Genomic DNA, 24373 nt, shown 5'->3' on the forward strand with positions numbered 1-24373 from the left:
TACCACAACCGGCCGCGACAGTACAGCATGCAATTTTTTATATGTATACATACTTTATGTGCTTTACTCTTTAATTATTAATTTGTTATACTAAAGGGGTATAATTAAATAAAAATCTACCCCGTTTGGAGGAATCAGGATGACCAAGAAAAAAATCGTCGTTATCGGCGGAGGCTGGGCCGGCTGTGCCGCAGCTCTTACTGCTGAAAAAGCCGGTGCCGACGTAACTCTGCTCGAGCGTACCGATATGCTTTTAGGCACAGGGCTGGTCGGCGGGATTTTCCGCAACAACGGCCGCTATACTGCCGCCGAAGAATGTATCGCCATGGGCGCAGGCGACCTGTTTACAGTTATGGAAGCCGTTGCAACTCACAAAAACATGGATTTTCCCGGTCATAAACACGCTACTCTTTACAATATCTATAAAATCGAGCCCGCGGTCAAAAAACTGCTCCTGAGCCGCGGCATCAAGCTGCTGATGGCTGATCCGGCCGTTAAAACGGAATACGAAGGCGACACGATCACCGCCGTTATTACCAAAAGCGGCCTGCGCCTTACTGCCGACGCTTTCGTAGATGTCAGCGGTTCTTCGGCTATGCCGCTCAACTGCAATAAACACGGCAACGGCTGCGCCATGTGTATCCTGCGCTGCCACAGCTTCGGCCCCCGCGTCAGCGTCACCACACAGTCCGGCGTGGAAGAATGGACAGCAGAAAAGCCTACCGGTCTCGGCGCCATGAGCGGCTCCTGTAAGCTCTTCAAAGAATCACTGGCCCCCGAGATCGTTACCGAGCTGGAAAAGACAGGCTGCTGCGTCGTTCCGATTCCCGAAGCAATCAAAAAACATAAAGAAAAGCTGGCTATGAAAGCCTGCCAGCAGTATGCGCTCGACGCTTATGCCGACAACATCGTTCTGCTGGACACCGGCTCAGCCAAGCTGATGACGCCTTATTATCCGCTGGAAGAGCTGCGTATGATCCCCGGCTTTGAACGGGCCCGCTTCGAAGACCCACTGTCCGGCGGCAAAGGCAACTCTATGCGTTACTTTAATTTCGCCCATGTCGATGCTTCCTTAAAGGCTGACGGCAAAACCAACCTTTTCTGCGGCGGCGAACGTGCCGGAGCAATGGTAGGCCATACGGAAGCTATCGTCAGCGGCTCGCTGGCCGGGCATAACGCCGCCAGAGCCGCCAACGGTCTGGAGCCAGTCATCCTGCCTGAAACCACAGCTATCGGCGAATTTATCGGCTACGTTGTCAAGCAAATGCTGGACGCCGAGACACGCAATAAAAAATACACCTTCTCCGGCTCAGTTTATTTTGAACGGATGCAGGCCAAAAATCTTTACAGCACCGACGATGACGCTATCAAGGCCCGTGTCGAAGCGGCAGGCTGCACCAATATTTTCTCAAACTTATAAGAAAGATGTGATAATCTGATGGCAACTGTACGCGATATCCTCAAAGCCCTCGACGTTATTACCGGCGGCCGCGTCATCACCGACTCCTTCGGTTACGGCGGCGCTAACCCCTTCGTAGTTACCAAGACCTCCGGTATCCCCGGCAAAGCTGTGACCGAACTGCCCGGTCTCGTCTGGGGCGATCCAGATATGCCCGTCAAAAAAGTAGCGGTTATGATGACCCTGACTGAAAGCGCCATTGAACTGGCCGGCGCAACAGGCATCGACTGCCTTATCGCCCATCACCCAATCGCGGAAGGCTCCAATACCGGCGGCGTTACCGCCAGAGATTACTTTAATCTGTATCATCTGGCTGTTTTTGAGCTGCACGAAGCCTTTCACGGCCTGCATCCCGGTATCGCCTGGATCCACGGCAGCTGCGCCAAACACGTCAACATCCGCTTTGGCGGTGTCCCCGGTAAGATCGTCTGGTATGGCAACGCCCTGCCGGAAGTAGAAACACTGGGCGACCTGCTCAACCGTATTGACACGATCATGGGCACTGATATCGAATCACGCGTGCTCACCTCTGAACGTCAGATCCGCGGCTGTACCGAGATCCACGAAACCTCGATCGCAGCCCGCGCCAAAATCTTTGTCGGCAGCCCCGACAACAAGCTGGGCAAAACCATCACTGTTTTCCCGCATACCGGTTTCTCGGCCGAGGACCTGGAAAAAGCCTACGCCGAATACCCCGAAGCCAACACCGTAGTCTGCACGATCAGCAGACCGCTGCCCGGCGACCCGCTGGTCAAAAAAGCCGAAGAACTGGGCCTGAACCTGATCGCAGGCAACTCTCACGCGCTGGAGATCTTAGAAAACGGAATCCCCCTGGCCTGGGCCCTGCGTCTGCAGATCCCCGAGCTGGATATCCACATCTTCCGCGAACGTATGGTAAGCCTGCCGCTGGACCACTGCGGCTGCACCCACATCGAAAACTACGGCGAAACCATGGCGCGCAATTATCTGCCTAAGCCAAAAACAGAATAACGGAGGGGTTTATGATGAATGGTGGAAAAAGAAAGATCGAACTGATCGAATACGTAGGCCTGTTTTTAGTCGCCTTTTCCTTTTTGATGCTGGTAGTTAACCCCGGCGGTATCGGGAACCTGTTCAACAATATGTTCAACCATGCCGCCCCTATTATCATCAAGGTCTATATCACAGGTTCCATCGGTATCGCGATCATCATCAGCGTTACCATGGGGCGCCTGCTGGAACGCCTTGGCTTTACCGACGCCCTGATGCGTATTTTCGTGCCCCTGATGAAGGTCATCGGTGTCAACGCCGCTGTAGCCGTACCGTCCGTATATAATATCCTCGGCGATATCAACGCTGCCGGCCGTATTGGCGGCCCGATCCTCAAAAAATCCAAAGCCACCAAAGACGAGCAGAAAATCGCTATCGCTACCATGATGCAGTCGCAGTCCTCCTTTGCGATCTTCGTTTTCGGCTTGATTGCTTTGAACGCCGCCAAGGTTTCCGTCTGGGTCGTCGTTTTTCTGGCGGTGTTCCTGCCGGTGCTTTTGACGCCGCTGCTTCTGCGTCTCACTATCTGGCGCGACACCAAAGCTGTCTCGCTTGAAGACTTGCCCCGCTTCACACCTGAAACCGGTTTTCTGCCGACCATCTTCAACGCGGCCAAGGAAGGCGCCGAGCTGTTGTTTTTGCTCATCATTCCCTCCTGCGCCGTAGTTTTTGCGGCAATCGGCGCTTTAGACCATTTCGGTCTGTGGACCGGCATTCAGGCCGGTATCAATACCATGCTCAATGCCTTCAACATCCATGCCGAAACCGGTTCCGTTTCTATTTTAGTCGGCGGGTCGCTGGCAATGGCCCAGCTGAAGGAAATTGCCGCCACAATCGCCCCGCCGCTGGTCGTCGGCTCGTATATCCTGGCTTCCTCCGGCTTCCCGCTGCAGGTCATCTTCGGGCAGATCCCCGCTATCTGGAGCGGCTGTACCGACCTTACCGAACGCGAGGCCATGACGGCAGCCATTATCGGCGCAGTCATCAAGGTTTTAACGGCAGCTTTATTTGCCACCTGTCTGCAATTCCTTTATATGTAATAACAGTATAAGCAAAACCAGCCGCTTCAAGCGGCTGGTTTTATTTTTGTAAAAGCTCAAAATTATTCTTTTTATACCTGATCAGTCCGTCCGCCTGCATCTTACTGAGCTCACCTGACATCGCGCTGCGGTCTACCGCCAGAAAATCGGCCAGCTGCTGCCTGTTAAAGGGTATCGTCAGCTTATTGCTCTGCTGCAGGCGCGCCTGTTCTGAAAGGTACGCCAGCAGCTTTTCCCGCGTCGTCCGCTTCGTCAGATATTCCATTTTCTGAGTCAGAAACAGATTGCGCTCCGCCATCAGCAGGAGCAGATTATGCAGCAGCCTGTTTTCAGCTTCGCTGCGAGCCGAACCCGCCAGCAGACGTTTAATGTCCAGAAAGATCACCGTAGCTCCATTAGGCGCGGCCACACTCACCGTCAGCGGCACCTGCCGCAGACAGGCATAGACCTCGCCGAACAGATGCCCGCAGCCCAGCTGCGCCAGAATATTCTGCCGCCCCCAGTAATCCTCGCGCAGGATATGCACGCTGCCGGCAACGACAAAACCAGCTGTCGTTACCTGCTCGCCCAGCTGCCAGATAAAGCTGTTCCGAGGATAGACCCTCAGCTGCGCATCCAGATTCTGCAGCACTGCCGCGATCTCTGTTTTCGCAATACCGCGGAACAAAGATGCCGACGCTATGATCTGCAAATATTTATCCATTCTTCTTTACCTCCGTTGTAAAAACAACAGCTTTCTTCCTACTATCGTACTATAATAAAAACAGAAAGACAACAGGAGGTTCATCATGTTACGCAAAATAATCACTATAGATCAGGAAAAATGTAACGGCTGCGGTCTCTGCGCCCAGGCCTGCCACGAACAGGCCATAGGCATGGTGGACGGCAAGGCAGCCCTGCTGCGAGACGATTACTGCGACGGCCTGGGCGACTGCCTGCCCGTTTGCCCTACCAATGCCATAACCTTTGAAGTACGTGAAGCCGCAGCCTATGACGAAGCTGCCGTTTTGGCCAATAAAGCCAGCCAGGAAGCTGAACTTCCCTGCGGCTGCCCCGGCACACAGGCACGTTTACTGCATCAGCAGGAACCTGCACCGGCGCAGCAGGCAGCCACGCCCCAAAACAGCGAGCTGCAGCAATGGCCTGTCCAGATCAAGCTGGTCAACCCGCACGCACCCTACCTGCAAAACAGAAGGCTGCTGGTTGCCGCCGACTGTACCGCCTTCGCCTACGGCGATTTCCACCGTAAATTCATAAAAAACCATATCACGCTTATCGGCTGTCCCAAGCTGGACAACGAAGATTACAGCCGCAAGCTGACTGAGATCCTGCTTGCAAACGATATCAAAAGCGTTACCGTCGTCCGCATGGAAGTACCCTGCTGCGGCGGTATGGAACAGGCGGTCAGAACAGCGCTGCAGCAAAGCGGTAAAATCATCCCCTGGCAGGTCGTCACCATCAGCACCGACGGTCAGATTCTGGAAGAAATATAATAATAATAAATAAGGCGCCGGGCAAATATTTGCCCGGCGCCTTATTTATTATTAGACAAGCAGCGCAGCAAGCAGTATGATAATAGTATTATTACTGACTGACCTCTAAAAATTACGGCGTTCTGCCGCAGGAGAAATTTTATGGAAGCTATTATCATCGTGATCTTTTCCTTTATACTGCTCAGCTGCATTCTGGCAGGCTACTCCATTCTCTGGGCCCTGCTTTTCGGCTATCTGATGTTTTTCGGTTACGCCCTCCGGCAGGGGCATACGCCAGTACAGGTACTGACAATGTCCGGACGAGGAATCCGCACGATCAAAAATATCCTCTTCATCTTTATCCTTATCGGTATGATCACCGCCGTCTGGCGGGCCTGCGGCACGATACCGTTCATTATTTACCATATGTCGGGCCTGCTCATACCGTCGGTATTCATTTTGATAGTTTTTCTGCTCTGCTGTTTCGTTTCACTTTTAACAGGCACCTCTTTCGGTACTGCGGCCACGATCGGCATCATCTGTATGTCTATCGCCAAAGCCAATGGTATCGATCCCACCTTTACCGGCGGCGCAATCTTATCAGGCATCTATTTCGGCGACCGCTGTTCACCGATGTCGACCAGCGCCCTTCTGATCAGCGAACTGACGCAGACTGATATTTACTGTAATATCAAAAATATGTTCAAATCAGCGCTGCTGCCTTTTTCAGTCACCTGCCTGCTTTACGCCCTGCTGGGATTTTCCGGTACCGGCAACACCGGCACAGCCGACCTGTACGCACTCTTTCCGCAAAACTTCGATCTGCACTGGACTACCACTATTCCAGCGCTGCTGATCATCATTCTTTCATTGTGCAAGGTCAAGGTCAGGCTGACGATGACAGCCAGCATCATTACCGGCAGTCTGCTCTGCCTTTTCCTGCAGGATATCACTCCCGCCCAACTGGGCTCGATCATGTTCTACGGCTTTTACCCTGCTGATCAGCAGCTGGCCCAGATCCTCAGCGGCGGCGGTATCATTTCAATGTTCACCGTCAGCGTCATAATTATCCTTTCCTCCGCTTACGCCGGGATTTTTGAAGCAACAGGCTTTTTGAATACTACGCAGGCCCGCCTTGCACAGCTTGGAGAAAAAATAACGCCGTACGGCAGCATTTTGCTGACAGCCACCATCACAAGTATGGCAACCTGCAACCAGACCCTCAGCAGCATCCTCACCTATCAGCTGCACAAGGACAGCGCTGACAATATGCAGCAGCTGGCCCTGGACCTGGAAAACAGCACTATCGTAGTAGCGGCGCTCATCCCCTGGTCGATCGCCTGCGCTGTACCGCTCGCCACCGTAGGCGCCGGCAACGCTTCGATCCTGTTTGCCTTTTATCTCTATCTGCTGCCCCTGTATAATTTATGGCGGCCATACAAAGTAACCCCAGTCTAATAAATAAACCACCTGACTGCAAGAGCGATCAGGTGGTTTATTTTTATTGTCATCTTTTTTGCGCCTTCTGCAGCAAACTGCTGTCAGCCAGGTCAACGACCAGCGGCTCCAGCCCCTGGCTGCGTACATAGTCCGCCCCTGCGGCAGTAGTAATGATCCTGCCGCCGCGCCCTAAAACCTTACCGTCCATATAACAGACCTGCCCGCCGATGATCGTGGCAAACGCGCTGCGCTGCAGCCTGTCGACGATCGTAATATCGGCATCCCGCCCTGCTGTCAGGCTGCCCTTATTTGCAAGACCAAGCAGCCGCGCCGGCTGATAGCTGATCTTCGCCACCAGCTCCTGCAGCGACAGTCCGCCCAGATCGACCAAAGCCAGACCAGCGGGCAGCAGTACATTGCGTGGAATACCGCCGCCGTCAGTACTGACAGCGTCTACAGCAAAACTGCCGTCAGCCTTTTTCGCCGTTGCCAGCCGCACCCGCGGCCCAACAGGATTGACCGCAAAACTGACGGAAACCAGCGTTTGCTGCCCGCGCCAATAATCCCTGGCCGCCTCACCTGTCAGCAAAGTCATTTCCTGTCCCTGCGGATAATTGACCTGTGCCCAGCCAGACAAAAGCGCCTCCTCCATGCCCGCCTCATCCTCCTTAAAGCCGCCGGTTTTCAGGCAGCGGCGGGTAACCATACTACCCGGCAGACCGTCAATGATTTCAGCGCTTGTACCGTTGAGCGGTGATAAATAAGACTCGCAGGAAATATTAGGATTGGCCGCCAAAGCTTTAAGGGCCAGCTCCGTTTCTTCCGCCTCCGGCAGTACCGTACCACGGCAGTAAGCATTGATATGCGCTAAATGCAGAGGGTTGCCGTCGGCCAGCTCCACCGCCTCCAGCAGGCCTTCGATATTGGAACCATGAGCGGCTGTCCCGGCGTGAAAAGCCGTATAAGCTCCCAGCTCTGCCGCAGCCCTGATCGCTCTGGCCGTTGCTGCCACCGTCAGCGGATAATGCCCGCCCAGCAGCTTGATGCCTAACGACCCCTGCCTCTGCACTTTCGTTATCAGCTGCTGCAGCTCTGCTGACGAAGGATCGTCACTGCTGACCGTATGTCCCGGCCGCACATATTCGATCGTAGCCAGATTGAGACCGGTCCCATATTCACGCGCCAGCTCCAGTACACTGGTCCCCGGCCCCGACATATCCAAAGCACTGGTCACACCAGCCTTGACCAGCATCGTGTGGGCGTAGCTGCCTCCCAGCCAGGCCGAAGCATGCACATGCGAATCGACCAAGCCCGGCAGTACCAGCTTGCCGGACGCATCCAGCTCCCGCACGGCGCTGCCGCCGATACTGCTTTCCACCGCCGCAATCATGCCGTTCTGCACAGCGACATCAAAATATCCTTCCCGTGCCGACGCATAATCGACCACATACCCGTTTTTGATCAGTAAATCATATTGCATTTGCTGCCCCTCCCTCAAACCAGTTCAGGTAAAAAGCAACGCTGCCTGTTTTTGCGCAAGCAGCGTCAGCTATTTACCGGTCAATATTATTTATGTATTTTATAAAAAGCTTCCATAAATTCAGCCAGCTTCTCGCAGCCTGCCAGCGGCATCGCATTGTAAATCGAGGCCCGCAGTCCGCCAACACTGCGGTGTCCCTTCAGTCCACCCATCCCCAGCTCCTCAGCCTCGGCCGCAAAACGCTTCTCCAGCGCTTCGGTCGGCAGTCCAAAAGTCACGTTCATCAGCGAACGGCTGTCAGTTTTGGCAAAGCCGCGGAAAAAATCAGGATACATATCGATCACATCATAAACTATCTTGGCCTTAGCCGCATTGCGCTGCTCCATCATCACCAGTCCGCCCTGCGCCTTCAGCCACTTGGCAACCTTGCCGACGATATAGACCGCAAAAGCCGGCGGCGTATTATACAGCGAACCGTTATCAAGATGAGTTTCGTAATTCAGCATACTGTGCAGAGCTTTAGAACGCCCCTCAATAAATTTTTTACGGGCAATGACTGCTACCGCGCCGGCAGGCCCGATATTTTTCTGTACCCCGGCATAAATCAGCGAAAACTTCTCCGCCGGGATCGGTTTACTCAAAATATCCGAAGACATATCCGCGATCAGCGGTACAGCACCGGTTTCAGGATAAACGCTGTATTCTGTGCCTTCGATCGTATTATTAGCCGTGATATGCAGATAAGCGCAGTTTTCCGGCAGCCTGATCTCACCCGGCTGCGGCACCCTGTCATACTTTTCAGCCTTACTGCTGAAAGGGATAACGACCTTACCTACCTTTTCCGCCTCTTTTACAGCTTTATCCGAAAAATTACTGGTCACGGCATAAGCCGCCGTTTGTCCAGCCCCCAAAAAATTCATCGGCACCATCGAAAACTGCAGGCTGGCGCCGCCTCCCATAAAGAGTACGCAATAATCGTCGCCCAGACCCAAAAGCTCCTTGATGTCGGCTTCCGCCTCAGCATTGATTTTTTCATAAATCGGCGCGCGGTGACTCATTTCCAAAATCGACATACCGCTGCCCTGCAGATCCAGCAGCTCGGACTGTACCTCCTGCAGCACTTCCAGCGGCAGCATGGCCGGACCGGCATTAAAATTATAGATACGTTTCATTATTCATCTTCTCCGATCAAATGCACGACCATCGCATCGCGCAGCTTAGGTTCAAACCAGGTCGATTTCGGCGGCATGATCTTACCGGCATCAGCTACCTTGATCAGCTCCTCCATCGACGTCGGATACATGGCAAAAGCCACACTGTAGGCCCCTGCGTCTACTTTAGCCGCCAAAGCATCCAACCCGCGGATACCGCCCATAAAATTGATGCGCTCATCCGTACGCGGGTCTTTGATGCCCAGGATCGGCGCCAGCAGATTATCCTGCAAGATCGAAACGTCCAGCGACCCGATCACATCATCCGCGGCAAAGGTACCTTCCTTCGCTGTCAGGCGGCGCCATTTTCCGGTCAGATACATACTGAACTGATGCCGTGCTTCCGGCTTCGGGCCGTTTTCCAGCTCGCTGATCTCAAACTTTTCTCCGACTCTGCTTAAAAATTCTTCCATCGACAAACCGTTCAGGTCTTTGACCAAACGGTTATAATCCATGATCTGCATCATATTATCGGGAAAAATGACCGCTAAAAAAGTGTTATATTCTTCGTTAGAACCATGCCTCGGCGTTTTGCCAAGCTCGTCAGCCACACGCATAGCCGCAGCACTGCGGTGATGGCCGTCGGCAATATACATTACAGGCACGTCCTCAAACAAACGGGTCAGCTCGGCGATCTCCATCAGGTTCTCCACCACATACAGTGTGTGCTGCACGCCGTCCTCCGACGTAAAATCATATACCGGCTTTTTGGCTCCCATCAGGCTCAAAACATAAGTATTGATCTCGGGCTTGCCCTTATAAGTTAAAAAAACAGCGCCGGTCTGTGCTTCTGTCGCCAGAATATGATTGACCCGGTCCTGCTCTTTATCATGCCTGGTCAGCTCGTGCTTCTTGATAATGTTCTCGCGGTATTCCTCCACTGAAGCAGCGGCCACAAGGCCGATCTGGATATGCTGCCCCATCTGCTGACGGTAAATATAGTAGCAGGGCGTCGTATCTTTTTTCATCTGCCCGTCGGACAGATACCTGTCGAGATTTGTTTTCGCCATCTTATAAACTGCCTGGCTGTGCGGATCGATACAATCCGACATCGTCGCTTCCGATTTTGTCACCCGCAAAAAGCTCAGCGGGTTCTTATTAAGTATCTGCCGCGCCTCTTCGGTATCCATCACGTCATAAGGCAAAGCAGCGATCTCTGCCGCATATTCCGGCACCGGACGCAGCCCGCAGAACGGTCTGATCTGTGTCATCTAAAAAACCTCCTCCAGCGTCGTATGTATATACAAACACATGCTAAAATCAAATTAGTCCTTATCTATATTATTTTACTCAGTTCTCTGCTAAAACGCAAGCGTCGCCGCAGCAAACACCAGCGCTGTAAAAAATATTTTCCTGCGGCGTAATAAATATAACACTTTTCCCGGTTTCTTATCCATCCAAAATAAGTTATAATAGAGGAAGTCGTTTTAAATAAGGGGAGTGTCCATCCGTGTCATCTATAACAGTCAACCGACGTGTCCTGCAAAAGCTTATTCCCATCGCCATCGGCTATCTGGCCCTTGGCATCGCCTGCGGTATTCTGGCACAGCAGGCCGGTCTCACACCGCTTGAAGCCTTAGGGATGAGCGTGCTCGTTTTCGCCGGCTCCGGTCAGTTCATCGGCATCGCCATGATGGCCCAGGGTGCGGCCCTCGTTTCTATCGGACTCACTATTTTTATCGTCAACCTGCGTCATCTTTTATTCAGCTCCACGCTGATGAATTTTTTTAACGGCCGCAGCAAAAACTTTCTTATCGGCTATGCCCACGGCATCACCGACGAGACCTTTGCCGTCAACCTGAACGCCTTTGAAACGGAAACAGATCCCCGCTGGACGTGCGAAGAAGCCCTGGGGCTCAACGTCACCTCCTGCGCCGTCTGGTCGCTCAGCAATGCCCTCGGCTGCTATGCCGCCGCTTATCTCAACCCGCCTACCGAGCTGGTCTCCTATCTGCTGATCGCCATGTTCCTCGGCATCTGGGTCAACTATCTCACCGACCGGAAAATGATCATCACCGGGCTGGTATCAGGGCTTCTGGCGATCCTGCTTTCGCAGATCGTTCCCTATAAGCTGCATATCGTGCTGGCAACTCTGGCCGCCTCCGGCGCCGCCTGCTATATCACCGAACGCCATGCGGGAGGTGCTGATAATGTCCGCTGAATACGTTTGGGGCGCCATTTTCATTATGATGGGCGTCACCTATATTTCCCGTATCATACCTTTTTTGCTGCTGGCCGGCAAACCTGTACCACGCTGGTTCAAAACCTGGCTCACCTATGTGCCGACAGCTATTTTCGGCGCGCTGGTCCTGCCCGACGTCTTTCTGCCCGCAGGCAGCCTGGATCTGGGACTGAACAACCTGTACCTGTGGTCGACCGTCATCATCTTCCCGCTGGTCTATAAAACAAAATCACTGGGGCTGGCGATAGTCAGCGGCGCCGCCGTCTTTGCACTGCTGCAGGCCGTACTCTGATCAATCGGCACAGCCTTCAGTATCGAGAGGAATCTGCTTTGGAAATTTTTTTACAGGGTCTTACCATGGGGCTGGCCTATCTTGCCCCCATCGGCGCCCAAAATCTTTTTGTCATCAATACGGCGCTCACCGCGCCTTTAGGCATTGCCCTCGTCACTGCAGGCATCGTCGCCTTCTTTGACATCAGCCTGGCGCTGGCCTGCTTTTGGGGCATCAGCCTTGTGATCGAACACAGTCTGCTACTGCAAAAAGCACTGCTCGGCGGCGGCGGACTGATCTTGATCTATCTGGCCTGGCAGCTGCTGCATGCGCAGGTGCAGACAGACACCTCTGCTTACAGCCAGCCGACGCTGTGGCAAACGGCCACGCTGGCCTTTACCGTTACCTGGTTCAACCCGCAGGCCGTTATCGACGGTACGCTGATGCTGGGCGCCTTTCGCTCATCACTGCCTGCCGATACTGCCTCACTCTTTATCAGCGGCGTAGCAGCTGCCTCCTGCCTGTGGTTCTTCGGGCTTACAGGCATCTTCAAAACCTGCTGCCAAAATCTGCGCCCCAGCCATATGCAATGGATCAACCGCATCTGCGGCGCCGTTATTTTTGTTTACGCCCTCAAACTGCTTTATACCTTTGGGCAGATGCTGTAAAAACAATGAATACACATATAAAAAAGCAACAGCTGTTTAAGCTGTTGCTTTTATTTTGTTCTAACCCTTTTAATTTACTGCTTTAACTTTTTCCTGACTGCACAATAGAATATCTTCTACCGAACAATCAAACACGTCAGCCAGTTTGACAAGTATCTCCAGACTGATCAACGTCCTGCCGCACTCCAGATTACTTAGATGCGGCTGTGACATCTGCAGGGCTTCCGATAATTTCACCTGCGAAATTTTTCTTGCCTTCCGCATCATCTTCACATTACTACCTAAATCATTTAGATCATAACGCTGTTTTTTCATTTTACCCTCTACACCACTCTTACCCATATAATCGTTTCAACTACCGGACCAACTACTTTTGTTTTACTTATTTTTTCTGATTTGATTATTATATATTATTCTATTTTATAAAATAATACTACAAACAATTAGTTTTTGCAACAACTTCTTTTGCCCACAAACGAATTTATATCATCAAATACAACATTAATCTGCCATATTTTTATTTTATATTCTTCTAGACAATATTTTTATAAGATTCTGCAGACGTTTTTTATTAGCTTCATGATCCACCGGCTGGCCTGGAACGGACTTCTCTGCATGTTCTGCCGATCGTCGTGCAAGTATTTATGGCAGTATTCAGTACTTACTAAATAAGTATTGCTTTACTTTGCTGTAAGTATTTCTTTGTTAGATTCAAGTTCAAAGTCATAAGCAGTAAAACCCTATAAGTCTTAAAAACTCTGCTAACAAGTTCAGTACTGAATACTGTCACTATATATAGGGCAGCGAACACCGGAAAAGTTTACATGCCAAAATACAATTTCACATATTGTTCACAAATATCACTAAAATGTTATGAGCTGCTGTTAAAAACCATCTTGAAAAAAATTTTCAAACCGATGTAAACTTTTATCCCTCTCGCTGCCCTATATATAACGTGAGGGTTTTACCCCCTTGCCAAGCAAATCTAAAAGGAGCATCTCTACTATGCAAATATCATCAGCACCGCTGCTGACGGACCGTACAGCGGCGATGCCGAAACCCGCTGGGACTTATGGTATCTGCGCGATTCACCAGGCGACGGAGCTATGAAGCCCGGCGGTCAGGTCATCAGGGGCAAGGCCCTGTGGTATGCAAAAAGCAGCCCCCTTGTTTAAAAGGGCTGCTTTTTAAAGAACACGATGTTTTCTTTTAATATTTTCTTTTAATGTTTTCTTCAAGCTTTTTTAGCTTTTTTAGACTTTCTTGAAAGAAAGTCAGCAAAGAACTTTCAGCGCTGTTAAGATTTGGATTGCGCTTTAAAACCCTCTGTATCATACGTTTTACTGCCATAGACCGTAAATATTGATAACATCAGGCGGTCGATACTCTGCTTATGAAATCCATAGCTGAATAGTACGGTACAAGGGTTTTGAGCGCACATTGTGACACATTCCGTTGTGTACGCTGTGAGCTGTAAGCGCTGGAGGGACTGTTTGAGGCATTGACGATTCCCAGCTAAAGCTTTTCTCTGTACTGCAATGCCGAGTTGCCCGGAAGCCGGACAGCGAACGAAGTTAAACAGGAATTGTCACAGTGCGCAAGCTTCTTTGCGCAGCTTGCTTCTGGAAGAAAGCTGCATAAAGAAAACTAAAAAGTATTTTCACAACTTACAAACACAAAAACAAAACCAAATTATGAAAGGAGCTGAAAATATGACTGTCAGCAAAAATCCTACTTCCCTCAAACTTTCCATGGACGTAGAAAACGGCACCAACGCCCTTGGCGCCATGCAAACCAAAAGCACCTCTGTCGGCAGTGTCCGCCTGGACGCCGAAGCCGCCAAATGCCTCGCAGTTACCGAAGCCATCGGCGAGCTTATGAGCCACGCTGTCGTTAACGTTTACGTTACCGAAAAAGCCGAACTCGACAAAGCAGAATAACCTAAAATTTCAAACAAAAATCTAATGTAAAGGAGAACAAACATGGAAAAAACTTTAGAACTCATCTTCACCAAAAGCGACGGCGCAAAAAAGACTTTGAGCATCGCCGACCCGCGTGAAGACGTTACCTTAGCCGAAGCGCAGGCAGCAGCAGCCAGGATCATCGAAGCAGGCGTGCTGACCAGCGGCGGCCTGGGGCTGAATGAATTCGTCGAAGCCCGCATCAAGGTCGTTACCGTTACCGTGCTGGCATAAGCCATGGATACCAAAGAGATCTTCAGCGCTGTCGGCAACTTCGGTTTCCCGATGGTACTGAGCTGGTATCTGCTGCTGCGTATGGAGCAGCGGCTGGATAAGCTGACCAGCTGCCTGAACGAACTGAGCCGGGCCATCATCAGCAAACACAGAGAACTGTAAAACAAACAGAGAAACGAGGTACGACATCAATAGCAAATACACAAAGCTCCTGCACTGGTTACGCCTTTTGGCTTACATCATAGGCAGAAAATAACAAACCAAATCAGCGATATGAAACCTACTTCATATCGCTGATTTTTTATTTTACTGAACTTATTTTAGTACGCTTGTTTAAGACAACTGCAGCAGCTTCAACAACAGACGTATTTCCTCCAGCGAATAAACTTCCTGTTTCGCAGTATTCTTGTCCTCATTCCTCACCGGTTCAGACTTTACCTTACACTGTGCTTCCACTCGTTTCGCTATCGTTACTGCATTCACACCTATAATGCATTCCAACGAGCAGCCCAAAACATTGGCGACCCGCAGCAACAGTTTCAGACTGATCTGCACGTTATTATGCTCGATATTGCATAAATGTGTCTGACTGATGCCAATACGCCTGGCCAGCTCTGCCTGAGTAATCTGGCTGGCATTACGCAGGATCTTGATATTGCTGCCAAGCCGCAGCAGACATTTTTCTTCGTACATAGTCCACCTCAGACTTTTAAAAACTATAGTTTATCTGCAGGCCGCCGCTAAACCCTCTCCGTTTGCCAAAATGGCCCTGCGCTCCTAAATCCAGCGTTATCTTATCAGTTTTAGAAGGCTTCAGGCGTATACCCATTTCTACTATCCCACTGCTGCCCTTAAGTGACGGCGCCGCTAAATCAGCTCCTGCCACCGCCATATCCGCCGCGCCATCAAACTCATACTCCCAGGCAACGCCGCCGTAATAACTCACATCTGCAGTTACCTGTTTTGTCAGCCTGCCGCCAATCTGCATCCTGCTGCTTTTAACAGCTGCCGTAGTCACCTGTTCGCCCAAAACTTCAAAATCCGAACCCTGCTGATGTGTATAAAAGTATTTTCCATAAATATCCAGGCTTGTATTTTTGCTGAGCTGCCGCTGCTGCCCCAAGCCTAAATATGCTCCGTAATAAGTGCTGCGGTCCTCGTAACTGCCAATTCCTCCGTTATAAGCAAAACCGCCGAATTTATTCTTGATGCTGCCTGCACGCATACTGGCTTCACCATACATACCGCCGGCCGAATCAAAACGTGCTAAAATGCCGCCGCCGTTGTAAGTAGCGTCACCGTCACCACGTACAGCTCCGTCAACTCCGTCATTATGGGTACTGTAGTTGGAATGGCCGTTTTCAAAAAATGCTCCCAGGTGCCACACGCCGTTATCCACTGTTGTCTTTTGCGCCAGTCCGGCAATAAGGCTAAAACCATTGGCTTTAACAAAGGAGCCTGTATTGTAACGAATACTGCTGCCACCCATAATGGCAAAGCCATAGGTGTCTTTTGCAACGCCTTCGCCATTGAATTTAACCGCCCCAAAGCCCTGGTCTATCAGCAGGTCGCTGCTTTGATTTAGCAGTGCCACACCGGCGATGCGGCTTTCAGCCAAAGCGCGGGCATTAGCTGTATCTGCTTCCTTACCTGTTACGACAACTGCTATCTTGTCACTTAAGCCTGCTACCTCTTCAAAGTCATATCTGATAAAAGCATTAGTGTTTTTCTTCAGCGTTGCCTGGTCTAAGATAGTCGTATCGGTTATAACGCCGCTGTTGGCCTGCACCAGCGTTATCTGCTGGCCTACTCTCAGTCCGCTGTCGGAAGCAACCAGCTTGACAGTCGTATTTGCCAGATCGTCTGCCGCTCCGTTAGTAATGGTCAGGACTTTGCTGTTATCGGCCAGTGCCGATACTCCTAAAACATCGATGTTTTTGATGGCTTTAATATTGCCGCCCGTATTTTCAAAACGAAGCGTATTGCCTGTTTTCGCATTGCCACTGCTGGAGTCGCCGCCATAGATGGTTCTGCCAGACAGATCTACTGCGTCTCTGATCGTGATGCTGTTGTTATTGGCGGTTCCATAACCAGTATGGCCGCCGTAGATATCGCCGCCGATCGTTCCGCTTTCAATAAGTATGCTGTTACTGTTGGCGTTGCCCATACCAGTATAGCCGCCGTAGATATCGCTGCTGACAGTGCTGCCGTTAATGATCTTTACTGTGTTGCTGCTGGCTGAACCTGAACCAAAGGTTCCTGTTGAGGAATACCCTCCCATGACCTGGGATGCTATAGTACCGCCGCTGATAGTTACTTCATTGCTATCGGCGGTGCCTGTAAGTGCATAACCACCGAATACCGTCCCGGTATATTGGGTGGCAGTGCTGTTTACTGTCCCGCTGACTATTACTTTATTACCGCTGGCACTGCCGGAAGTACTGCCGTCACCTTTGGCATAACCGCCATAAACAACGCCGCCTACAGTTCTGCCTGTGCTCAGCTCTACTGTATTACCATTTGCCGAGCCGGCAGCGGCTGTTGTCTGGCCTCCGTACACTGACCCTCCAAGGTTGCCGCTGCCTTGGATCTGCACTGTATTGTTATCAGCACTGCCTTTAGCTGAAACGCCACCGATAATATTGCCGCCTACAGTGCCGCCGTTGCCGATGCTGACCGTATTCTGGCTGGCATTGTCTGTAGTGCGACTGCCACCTGCATAGCCGCCATAAGTATAGCCGGTGACACTACCTGTTATTTCAAGCCTATTGCTATCAGCACCGCCTTTAAGAGAATAGCCGCCCATGACATTATCGCCAGCAGTGCCGCTGACAGTGACCGTATTACTATTGGCAGTACCCACGCCGCTGCCTAAATTATTGGACCACCCACCAACCAACGCGCCGGTTACCGTGCCCGCAACATTCACTGTATTTTCGTTAGCGCTGCCATATGCACTGATCCCGCCGCGGATCGCGCCGGTGACTTTGCCACCGACCGTTACTTCAACTTTATTCCCCTGCGCCACACTGCCGGTCACGCCGGATTTCCCGTTAGCAAACCCTCCGGCAATGCTGTTGCCCACGGTAACATCGCCGCTGATGATGACCTGATTGTTTTTAGTCAGCGATAATCCGCTGTCAGAACTACTCGAAGAATTGCCCCCATAAATAAAATACGCTTTGACGGTCGCGCCCTGATCGACTGTGATCTTATTTCCGCTGGCCTCTCCCGCAGCGGCATAACCGCCGTAAATTGTTGTGCCGCCACTGCTAGTGTTAGAAAGTCCCAGCGTTACATTGCCTTTTATTTCGATGGTGTTGTTATTGGCGTCGCCGCCCTTTAAACTGCTGCTGCCAATTTTACTGCCGCCGCCATACAGTCTTTGAACATCTGTCATGCTCACTGCCCCAGCGCCGGTTTTACCCAGTATGACTTTGTTGCCGTTCGCACTGCCTTTGCCAATTACTGTTCCGCCATATACCTGCTCCAGTTTGACAGAACCAGCACTTGTTTTTAAGCTCTCGATCGTGACCGTATTATTTGTGGCGTCGCCCTCGGCTACCGCGCTGGAATCACCGGTAGATACATCAAAAGTTCCGCCGACACGGCCTCCGTAAACAGTGTTAGTAACTGAATTAACGAGCTCTATACTGTTTCCTGAGGCTGAACCGGTGGCAGTAGTTCCGGGAGCACTGCCAGTGAAGATTTCACCGCCGACGACCCTGTATTCGATCTCACTGTCCGTAACTTTTACATTGTTCCCGGAGGCGGCACCAGCATTACTACGCCCACCGGTAGCAGAAGTACCTGTACCGCCGCTGATAATTATCTTGTTATTTGCCGCATCGCCGGCAACTGCCCAGCCGCCGTAACTACTGGTGTCTTTAGCATTTGTAAGCGTTACAGTATTGCCTGCAGCCGTGCCGGACCCGGCATAGCCGCCATAAATGCTGCAGTTGGCAAAAGCATAGCCTCCACTTGCAACAGTACCTGTGATACTGACAGTATTATTTTGCGCTGCGGCGTTTGCCGCATAGCCGCCAAAGACGCCTTTAGGTGAAGCGCTGCTGCCGCTGCTGTAACTGACATCAGCATTTGTAAGCGTCACGCTGCCGCCTGTGGCCGCGCTGGTATCATCATACTTCCAGCCGTAAACACCGCCGCTGTTTTGCGTCTGATTGCTCAAACTTGCGCTGCCGCTGCTGCTATTGCCTGTGATATCGGCAGCCCAGGCATTACTGCTGGTAAGAATACAGCCTACTACCATTGCCAGCTTCAATTCTTTTTGCCTTCCCATTTTCTTTCCCATAAATTTTCTTCTGCCTCCCCTTGCTGTTAAAATACTGCTTCCTGATACGTCTTACTTCATATCTGTTATTGAAGCTCAAGCCGATGTATTTATCACCTGTTTCAGCTCTGTCATCCAACCCGTGCTTTTTTAATACTTTAAGATTTCCATATTTTTCATATAAATAATTTGTTATAACAATATTTATTGTTATTATAGCACGTTTGTACCCCCCCGCAAGACACTTGCTTTGAACTTGTGTAAAACTCCTGCGAGTCTTGCCCGGCGCATTACGCCAGCGGCTTTACGACTGTCGGCGTCTGCGCAGTTCTTAAGAATCTATTACCCATACTTTTTGCCAGTCAGCACAGTTATACCGGCTCACAAGCTGCTGTCCCAAAACTATGCCTAATCACTGCGGCAGAAACAAAAAACAGACTGCTTAAAAAGCAGTCTGTTTTTATAAATCTACTAAATCATAAAAAATAGCTTATTCTTTAAAATTCAAATCTTACGCCAGCATTGATCTGCCATTTCTTTTCTATCTCTCCTCCAAAGCTCCTTTCTATATCACCATAAAAATAACTTGCTTTACTGAGCTTGATATTTGTTCCGATTCCTACTTCAAACCACGTGTCGCTGTAGTCTTTTGACATCGACAGGGTTTCTCCATTGGCTGCTTCCATATGGATATCCCTGATGCCTCCAAATTCATGCAGCGCCGATGCCTTGAAATAGACATCATTGCCCTCTTTCGTTTTTTGACCTGCAACAAAGCCTACACGACCTATATAACTGTTTAGACCACCAACATAGACGTTATTACCACGGTCTGTTGTATATTCACTGCTTCCCAATCTTCCCGCTATGAACTGCAGCTGCGGTTCGACGAAAGTCCCACTTTTTTCACTCAGTTCTATAGTTTTTCCATATTCTATACTCACACTGTAAGCTCTGTTTTTATAGCTGGCTTTATCCGGGTAATCTCCATAAGATTTGATGTCTGCATCAAATTGACCTATTTTTGCTACTACGTCCGTATAGCTTCCGTCATCTCCGGTCCAGGTACCATAGAAGCTGCCAGAGAATAATTTATCTTTACCACTGCCGAAGCTGTAATCAGCATGTCCGGTTCCGCTTTCTAATGCAAAACCATATGTGCTCTTGGCATTATCTGCTTTATCGTAACCAAGCTGATACATATTATAGCTGCTGTCAAAGCCACTCCCGGCAAATTTTCCTCCTGTGTAATGCGCCCAAATTCCTTCTACACCTTTTTTGTTCGTACGATAGTGCAGGTCTCCTAGATGCTTACGCAGCGTATCATTGGTATTACGCCACATCGCATAACTGCTATCACTTCCATCCAATAACACTTGGGTATCGTTGTTAACAGATCTATCTATGTGTGTTAAATACCATTCTTCTTTACTACCTATCACATTTCCAGCATTATCTTTAACATTTAAACCATTTTCTATCTCTGGTGTAAATGTCCAAATGCCGCCATTATTAAGGTCTTTTCCTTCAAAAGTTAATTTACCGCTGTTATCCTTGACCAGCAGCAAATTTTTACGATCGGTTACAGTACCGTTCAGCAAACTTGTATCGTTGACCTGGATATAACTTGTGCCTACATTTGCGGCCTCTTTGATCGTTATTTTATCGCCTTCTTCATTGTTAAGGTCGGTATCCATAATAAACGTACCACCGGCTTTGTCCAAATTTTCGATGGTCAGTTCCTCCTGGGTACCAGTCTGAGCGCCATCTTTGTTTTGGGTCATGTCGAGGCGGCCACCTGTAAACTCAAACTGCCCCAAGATGTTATAATCGCCACCATCTGCGCCTAACATATATTCACCACCGCTCATCGTCAAACCTGAAACGAAAGCATTACCATCCAGCATAACAGCTACACCGCCGTCAATAGTTGTATTTACTGCGCTGCCACCTATTAATTGTGTACCACCATAAATATTGGTATCTAAGGCTGTTCCTCCGGCATATATCTGCTGTGTACCACCATTCAGAGCGCTTACTGTACCAAACCCACTATTCCGAATAGCCTGGCTACCATCGTTCATAGTAATTACTATACCTGTTCCTCCGCTGAAAATATTCTGCATTCCACCACTCATGGTATATACTATACCGCTTCCTCTGGAAATAAACTGCTGACCACCGCTCATAGTATTTACAGTGCCTGTTCCTCCGTTCCATATATTCTGATAACCAGAAATAACGGTTTCTACTGCACCTATTCCTTCTTTGTAGATGTTCTGGCTGCCACCATTCAAAGCGCTTACTGTACCTGTTCCTCCTTTGGAGATATACTGAACACCACCACTCATTGTATCTACTGTACCTGTTCCTCCTTTGATTACCATTATATCTCCAGAGCTCATTGATGCTACACCACTGCTCACACCAAAATCAACTGAATAATCTGCAGCTTCTGCTTTTCCAAAAACCATATTTTCCACAAAGTTTAATGTGTGTGGCAAAACAGTATATTCCAGTGTTTTCACTTCTCTTTTTGGCTGTTGCACCTGCAAATCACTCTTATTCGGTAGTTCCCGTAGTGCCGCTGCCAGAGGTATCATACTGTTCACCAAATTTATTCCCATTGCCAGCGTTGCCAATATCTGCTGATTTTTCTTTTTACTTAACCTTCTTTCCTTCATTTAGTTCACCAACCTTTATTACTTTGCTTTATTTATCCCATATCTTTACTTTAAACATATCTTTGTAACAGCAAAGGCTCATCTGCTTTTGCCATCCTTCTTCATCTTTTTATTTTGTTTCGGATCCAAGCCATAGTCTTCCATCAGCCGGTCTATCACCTTGTTCACAGCTTCCGGCGTTATATACCGACTGCATTCAAACTGTCGTTCTGTTCCCTTCAGCCGCGGGCACCATTCAAAATCCTTATGGTCAAACACTACCTGCGTATCGTTCCAACAGCCGTTGCATACATGGTAGTTGATCACCCTGTACGGGGTCGGGAATTCGTTAAGCGGCAGCGTGAATCCGCTGATCATTATTACTGGTATGCCTACTCCGTTGGCTACCCAGCTCAACCCACTCGACAGCCCAATGAAAAAGTCTGCCTGGTATAAAAGGTCTATCCGCTCCTGCAGCGGCAGCTTGCCTGTGAAGTCTTCCGCTCCATAAGGTATGATGTTAAAGCGGCTGTTCATTCCGTAGACATTCTCCCTGTCTATGCACAGTACTCTATAGCCTTTTTCTTTCAGGTGTTTAACTACGTTCAGCCACCCGGCTCCATTGTTCCAGTATTTCGCCTGGCTGCTGGACTGGGCTGCTATGCACACATACGGTTCTTTGATCTTTCTCGTTTTTTCTTTAGGCAATAATTTGATGCTGATATCTTTGGGTTCACTGCCTTCGTCAAGCCCTAATATCATCGCAGCATTTTTGTGCAGGCCCCGTACCCTGAAATCTGACGGCTGGTGCATCCTGTCCCCGCAGGGAAAGAATATCCCCAGATAGTAACTGGCATATAGGCCTTCCGGACGTTCTTCAGGTTTTACATAATAGATATTTGGATATCCGGCCTTGAAAAGTTCTGACATGTCTTCCGCTACCGCACAGTAAAGTTCGCACTGATGTTTCTTTCTGAATTCTTCCGCATAGGGGAACCACGCCAGGATATCTCCAAGGATTCCTGTGGGAAATTTGATCAGCACTTTTTTTCCCTTCAGATCCAGGTCATGGGCAAAGATCAGTTTATCTTTTTCATAAACCTCAATACGAAAATCAACAAAATACTTTTTGCTGCTAGTCACCATTACTCCTGATGCCGGCGCGTCGTAGACTGTAAGGCAGGCGCTGCGGTCGATGAGCTTGACCCTGTATTCTCCCTGCGGCACTGTTACTCTGGCTCCGTAGTTAAAGTCATACTTTACACCTGGCAGGCCGCTTTCCTGCACTACCTCACCTGCTTCAAAAACCATATACGGTTTCTGCGGCACAGCTTCTGCTTTTTTCTCTTCCATTCCTTTGGCTATGCGAGTCAGTTCTTCATCACTTACTGATTCTATTTCGGACATACTTCTCTCCTTTTCTTTATCTGTTGATTTTTATTTCTACATCTATTTTGGTATCTCTCCAACCTTACTTGCACCCCTTACATTACTGGCTAATTTCTGACTAAATAAAAGATGACCTCCCCCAGAATTTGATTCTGGAGGAGGTCTCTTATGAAAGGTCAGCAGAAGCGCATGTCCCCCCCACATATACTTTCTCGCTATTTTATTTTTATACAACTATACGTTTGTTTTAAACGTTACATTTTTCTTTATTGATATTGTAAAATCATACTTTTAAAATATCAATAAAGATATTGTTTGTAGATATTGTTTTTTATTAATATTGTTTTTTATAACACTGTAATACGATGTAATATTATTCCATTTAGATAAGTATTACAATATTATTTAAGACGCTTACAAAATTATACTGCACGAGATGCATAATCAGCTAAAAAAATCCGCTTCAAAGGTCAACACGTCTGGCAATATAAATAAAAAGACTGAGCCTAAGCTCAGTCTTTTTATTTATACGTTATTTTTTTATACTATGCAGCAATTTACCTTTCAGCTTCTATCTGTTTGCCTACGTCCCGCAGATAGCTTTGCAGCGTCAGCATGGAATTGGTAAGATAACGCTCACCGCACCACGACAGGTAAATACTGGCTTCACCGATCTCGTCAGCCAGCGGTATGGAACGGATATCACGGTAAGCATCTCTGACGCTCGCCAGTCCAAAAGAAACGCCCAGCCCTTCGCGCATATAGTCGCTCAGCAGCTCAACATTGCCTTCCAGGACAAAGTCCGGCTCGAAGCCGGCTTTTTTACACAGCTCGTCAACGATCCTCAGCTTGCTTTGATCCTCCGGCAGGGCGCAGATCTTTTCGTTTTGGATATCCTGCAGATAGATCTTCCGGCGGCGGGCCATAGGGTGCCTGGCTCCGACCAGCAGTGTATAACGATCTTTCCACAGCGGCACTGAAATGATTTTAGGATGATCGAGCCTGCCAGTTGTCAGCCCAAAGTCAAAGCGGCCGCTCAGAAGTCCGTCCATGATCTCGTTATGCGCAGCGCAGCAGCTGCTCAATATGCCCCCTGCTATTACTGCCGCCAGAATCCTGTTGCAGAAAAGCTTATTTTTGACTTTTCTTCTCATCGCTTTTCACCCTTTTTCTTTTTTATTTATATTTCTTGTTCTTGTCCTGTTTACGGATGTGGCAGTAAAGCTATTTTGTCTGTGATATACATACTTCACCTCAGTTTTCGAAATATTAGTGTTTTAGTTCAAAATATCGAAACCAAAACGTTTCTTCTTTTTGTTTTACATCAAAAATTTTACCTATTATAATAATTACAGTTATTATAGCATGTTTGTACCTCCCCGCAAGACACTTACTTTGAGCATGTGTAAAACGTCTGCGAGTCTTGCCCGGCGCATTACGCCAGCGGCTTTACAACTATCGGCGTCTGCGCGTTTTTTATAGTTTTGTTGCAGATACTTTTTACCAGTCCGAACAGTTATACCGGCTCACAAGCTGCTACCCCAAAACTATGCCTAATCACTGCAGCAGAAACAAAAAACAGA

General features: G+C 49.2%; 21 protein-coding genes. 11 read left to right on the top strand and 10 right to left on the bottom strand.

Annotated elements, in window-relative coordinates:
• The first annotated feature begins 139 nt into the window (after window positions 1-139).
• From PFJ30894_RS10790 to PFJ30894_RS10800, 3 genes are read left to right on the top strand one after another with little or no spacing between them, the layout of a single operon-like run.
• Window positions 140-1420 (top strand): FAD-dependent oxidoreductase, encoded by a 1281-nt coding sequence (locus PFJ30894_RS10790; RefSeq protein WP_125669809.1) that lies wholly within the window; start codon window positions 140-142, stop codon window positions 1418-1420.
• 18 nt (window positions 1421-1438) lie between these two features.
• Entirely contained in the window at window positions 1439-2449 is a 1011-nt protein-coding gene (locus tag PFJ30894_RS10795) for a Nif3-like dinuclear metal center hexameric protein (protein WP_016412027.1), read from the top strand.
• 11 nt (window positions 2450-2460) lie between these two features.
• Window positions 2461-3528: a hypothetical protein gene (locus PFJ30894_RS10800; protein WP_046431547.1), complete on the top strand. Its 1068-nt coding sequence runs from the start codon at window positions 2461-2463 to the stop codon at window positions 3526-3528.
• 40 nt (window positions 3529-3568) lie between these two features.
• On the opposite strand, the gene PFJ30894_RS10805 is transcribed toward PFJ30894_RS10800, so the two are convergent.
• Window positions 3569-4231, bottom strand: coding sequence for a Crp/Fnr family transcriptional regulator (locus tag PFJ30894_RS10805; protein WP_113077782.1), 663 nt, complete (start codon window positions 4229-4231; stop codon window positions 3569-3571).
• Between the two features lie 85 nt (window positions 4232-4316).
• Between PFJ30894_RS10805 and PFJ30894_RS10810 the strand changes: the two genes are divergently transcribed.
• Window positions 4317-5021, top strand: coding sequence for a 4Fe-4S binding protein (locus PFJ30894_RS10810; RefSeq protein WP_125669810.1), 705 nt, complete (start codon window positions 4317-4319; stop codon window positions 5019-5021).
• 141 nt (window positions 5022-5162) lie between these two features.
• Window positions 5163-6458, top strand: coding sequence for a Na+/H+ antiporter NhaC family protein (locus PFJ30894_RS10815; protein WP_125669811.1), 1296 nt, complete (start codon window positions 5163-5165; stop codon window positions 6456-6458).
• 49 nt (window positions 6459-6507) lie between these two features.
• Here PFJ30894_RS10815 and PFJ30894_RS10820 read toward each other — a convergent pair whose 3' ends face one another.
• The 3 genes from PFJ30894_RS10820 to PFJ30894_RS10830 all read right to left on the bottom strand — a co-directional run bounded on the left by PFJ30894_RS10820 (window position 6508) and on the right by PFJ30894_RS10830 (window position 10342).
• The gene (locus tag PFJ30894_RS10820) at window positions 6508-7920 is read right to left on the bottom strand and encodes a dihydroorotase (RefSeq protein WP_125669812.1); all 1413 of its coding nucleotides are present in this window, start codon (window positions 7918-7920) and stop codon (window positions 6508-6510) included.
• A gap of 86 nt (window positions 7921-8006) precedes the next feature.
• Window positions 8007-9092: a 3-phosphoserine/phosphohydroxythreonine transaminase gene (serC, locus tag PFJ30894_RS10825; protein ID WP_197714943.1), complete on the bottom strand. Its 1086-nt coding sequence runs from the start codon at window positions 9090-9092 to the stop codon at window positions 8007-8009.
• Window positions 9092-10342, bottom strand: coding sequence for a DUF1015 domain-containing protein (locus PFJ30894_RS10830; RefSeq protein WP_125669814.1), 1251 nt, complete (start codon window positions 10340-10342; stop codon window positions 9092-9094). Before PFJ30894_RS10830 ends, serC begins: the two co-directional genes overlap by 1 nt.
• A gap of 239 nt (window positions 10343-10581) precedes the next feature.
• Between PFJ30894_RS10830 and PFJ30894_RS10835 the strand changes: the two genes are divergently transcribed.
• Genes PFJ30894_RS10835 through PFJ30894_RS10845 form a run of 3 tightly spaced genes read left to right on the top strand, consistent with a single transcriptional unit; the run spans window position 10582 to window position 12252 of the window.
• Window positions 10582-11292 carry an AzlC family ABC transporter permease gene (locus PFJ30894_RS10835; RefSeq protein WP_125669815.1) on the top strand — a complete coding sequence of 237 codons (711 nt, stop codon included), beginning with the start codon at window positions 10582-10584 and terminating at the stop codon, window positions 11290-11292.
• On the top strand, window positions 11282-11605 hold the full coding sequence (locus tag PFJ30894_RS10840; RefSeq protein WP_021717149.1) for an AzlD domain-containing protein: 324 nt from the start codon (window positions 11282-11284) through the stop codon (window positions 11603-11605). The genes PFJ30894_RS10835 and PFJ30894_RS10840 overlap by 11 nt, the downstream gene beginning before the upstream one ends.
• A 38-nt stretch (window positions 11606-11643) precedes the next feature.
• A complete protein-coding gene (locus PFJ30894_RS10845) occupies window positions 11644-12252 on the top strand; it encodes a LysE/ArgO family amino acid transporter (protein WP_125669817.1) in 609 nt (202 codons plus the stop codon).
• A 69-nt stretch (window positions 12253-12321) separates the two neighbouring features.
• Here PFJ30894_RS10845 and PFJ30894_RS10850 read toward each other — a convergent pair whose 3' ends face one another.
• Window positions 12322-12567 carry a helix-turn-helix domain-containing protein gene (locus PFJ30894_RS10850; protein ID WP_021717151.1) on the bottom strand — a complete coding sequence of 82 codons (246 nt, stop codon included), beginning with the start codon at window positions 12565-12567 and terminating at the stop codon, window positions 12322-12324.
• 1397 nt (window positions 12568-13964) lie between these two features.
• Between PFJ30894_RS10850 and PFJ30894_RS10855 the strand changes: the two genes are divergently transcribed.
• Genes PFJ30894_RS10855 through PFJ30894_RS10865 form a run of 3 tightly spaced genes read left to right on the top strand, consistent with a single transcriptional unit; the run spans window position 13965 to window position 14609 of the window.
• A complete protein-coding gene (locus PFJ30894_RS10855; RefSeq protein WP_046431328.1) occupies window positions 13965-14192 on the top strand; it encodes a DUF1659 domain-containing protein in 228 nt (75 codons plus the stop codon).
• A 42-nt stretch (window positions 14193-14234) separates the two neighbouring features.
• Window positions 14235-14447: a DUF2922 domain-containing protein gene (locus PFJ30894_RS10860; protein ID WP_021718642.1), complete on the top strand. Its 213-nt coding sequence runs from the start codon at window positions 14235-14237 to the stop codon at window positions 14445-14447.
• Between the two features lie 3 nt (window positions 14448-14450).
• Window positions 14451-14609: a YvrJ family protein gene (locus tag PFJ30894_RS10865; RefSeq protein ID WP_113077527.1), complete on the top strand. Its 159-nt coding sequence runs from the start codon at window positions 14451-14453 to the stop codon at window positions 14607-14609.
• Window positions 14610-14780: 171 nt separating this feature from the next.
• Here PFJ30894_RS10865 and PFJ30894_RS10870 read toward each other — a convergent pair whose 3' ends face one another.
• From PFJ30894_RS10870 to PFJ30894_RS10890, 5 genes are all read right to left on the bottom strand, one after another.
• On the bottom strand, window positions 14781-15140 hold the full coding sequence (locus tag PFJ30894_RS10870; protein WP_113078214.1) for a helix-turn-helix domain-containing protein: 360 nt from the start codon (window positions 15138-15140) through the stop codon (window positions 14781-14783).
• A gap of 16 nt (window positions 15141-15156) precedes the next feature.
• Window positions 15157-18759 carry an autotransporter outer membrane beta-barrel domain-containing protein gene (locus PFJ30894_RS10875; RefSeq protein WP_125669818.1) on the bottom strand — a complete coding sequence of 1201 codons (3603 nt, stop codon included), beginning with the start codon at window positions 18757-18759 and terminating at the stop codon, window positions 15157-15159.
• A gap of 476 nt (window positions 18760-19235) precedes the next feature.
• The gene (locus tag PFJ30894_RS10880) at window positions 19236-21422 is read right to left on the bottom strand and encodes an autotransporter outer membrane beta-barrel domain-containing protein (RefSeq protein WP_125669819.1); all 2187 of its coding nucleotides are present in this window, start codon (window positions 21420-21422) and stop codon (window positions 19236-19238) included.
• A 78-nt stretch (window positions 21423-21500) separates the two neighbouring features.
• Complete coding sequence (locus PFJ30894_RS10885) at window positions 21501-22808, bottom strand: autotransporter strand-loop-strand O-heptosyltransferase (RefSeq protein WP_197714944.1); 1308 nt, start codon at window positions 22806-22808, stop codon at window positions 21501-21503.
• Window positions 22809-23347: 539 nt separating this feature from the next.
• Window positions 23348-23944 (bottom strand): LysR substrate-binding domain-containing protein, encoded by a 597-nt coding sequence (locus PFJ30894_RS10890; protein WP_125669820.1) that lies wholly within the window; start codon window positions 23942-23944, stop codon window positions 23348-23350.
• Window positions 23945-24373 lie beyond the last annotated feature (429 nt).

It is taken from the genome of Phascolarctobacterium faecium (assembly GCF_003945365.1).
Taxonomy (GTDB): Bacteria; Bacillota; Negativicutes; order Acidaminococcales; family Acidaminococcaceae; genus Phascolarctobacterium; species Phascolarctobacterium faecium.

Coding starts and splice junctions, on each gene's coding strand:
- PFJ30894_RS10790 (WP_125669809.1), top strand. CDS start 140: ATGACCAAGAAAAAAATCGTCGTTATCGGCGGAGGCTGGGCCGGCTGT.
- PFJ30894_RS10795 (WP_016412027.1), top strand. CDS start 1,439: ATGGCAACTGTACGCGATATCCTCAAAGCCCTCGACGTTATTACCGGC.
- PFJ30894_RS10800 (WP_046431547.1), top strand. CDS start 2,461: ATGATGAATGGTGGAAAAAGAAAGATCGAACTGATCGAATACGTAGGC.
- PFJ30894_RS10805 (WP_113077782.1), bottom strand. CDS start 4,231: ATGGATAAATATTTGCAGATCATAGCGTCGGCATCTTTGTTCCGCGGT.
- PFJ30894_RS10810 (WP_125669810.1), top strand. CDS start 4,317: ATGTTACGCAAAATAATCACTATAGATCAGGAAAAATGTAACGGCTGC.
- PFJ30894_RS10815 (WP_125669811.1), top strand. CDS start 5,163: ATGGAAGCTATTATCATCGTGATCTTTTCCTTTATACTGCTCAGCTGC.
- PFJ30894_RS10820 (WP_125669812.1), bottom strand. CDS start 7,920: ATGCAATATGATTTACTGATCAAAAACGGGTATGTGGTCGATTATGCG.
- serC (WP_197714943.1), bottom strand. CDS start 9,092: ATGAAACGTATCTATAATTTTAATGCCGGTCCGGCCATGCTGCCGCTG.
- PFJ30894_RS10830 (WP_125669814.1), bottom strand. CDS start 10,342: ATGACACAGATCAGACCGTTCTGCGGGCTGCGTCCGGTGCCGGAATAT.
- PFJ30894_RS10840 (WP_021717149.1), top strand. CDS start 11,282: ATGTCCGCTGAATACGTTTGGGGCGCCATTTTCATTATGATGGGCGTC.
- PFJ30894_RS10850 (WP_021717151.1), bottom strand. CDS start 12,567: ATGAAAAAACAGCGTTATGATCTAAATGATTTAGGTAGTAATGTGAAG.
- PFJ30894_RS10855 (WP_046431328.1), top strand. CDS start 13,965: ATGACTGTCAGCAAAAATCCTACTTCCCTCAAACTTTCCATGGACGTA.
- PFJ30894_RS10860 (WP_021718642.1), top strand. CDS start 14,235: ATGGAAAAAACTTTAGAACTCATCTTCACCAAAAGCGACGGCGCAAAA.
- PFJ30894_RS10865 (WP_113077527.1), top strand. CDS start 14,451: ATGGATACCAAAGAGATCTTCAGCGCTGTCGGCAACTTCGGTTTCCCG.
- PFJ30894_RS10870 (WP_113078214.1), bottom strand. CDS start 15,140: ATGTACGAAGAAAAATGTCTGCTGCGGCTTGGCAGCAATATCAAGATC.
- PFJ30894_RS10875 (WP_125669818.1), bottom strand. CDS start 18,759: ATGGGAAAGAAAATGGGAAGGCAAAAAGAATTGAAGCTGGCAATGGTA.
- PFJ30894_RS10880 (WP_125669819.1), bottom strand. CDS start 21,422: ATGAAGGAAAGAAGGTTAAGTAAAAAGAAAAATCAGCAGATATTGGCA.
- PFJ30894_RS10885 (WP_197714944.1), bottom strand. CDS start 22,808: ATGTCCGAAATAGAATCAGTAAGTGATGAAGAACTGACTCGCATAGCC.
- PFJ30894_RS10890 (WP_125669820.1), bottom strand. CDS start 23,944: ATGAGAAGAAAAGTCAAAAATAAGCTTTTCTGCAACAGGATTCTGGCG.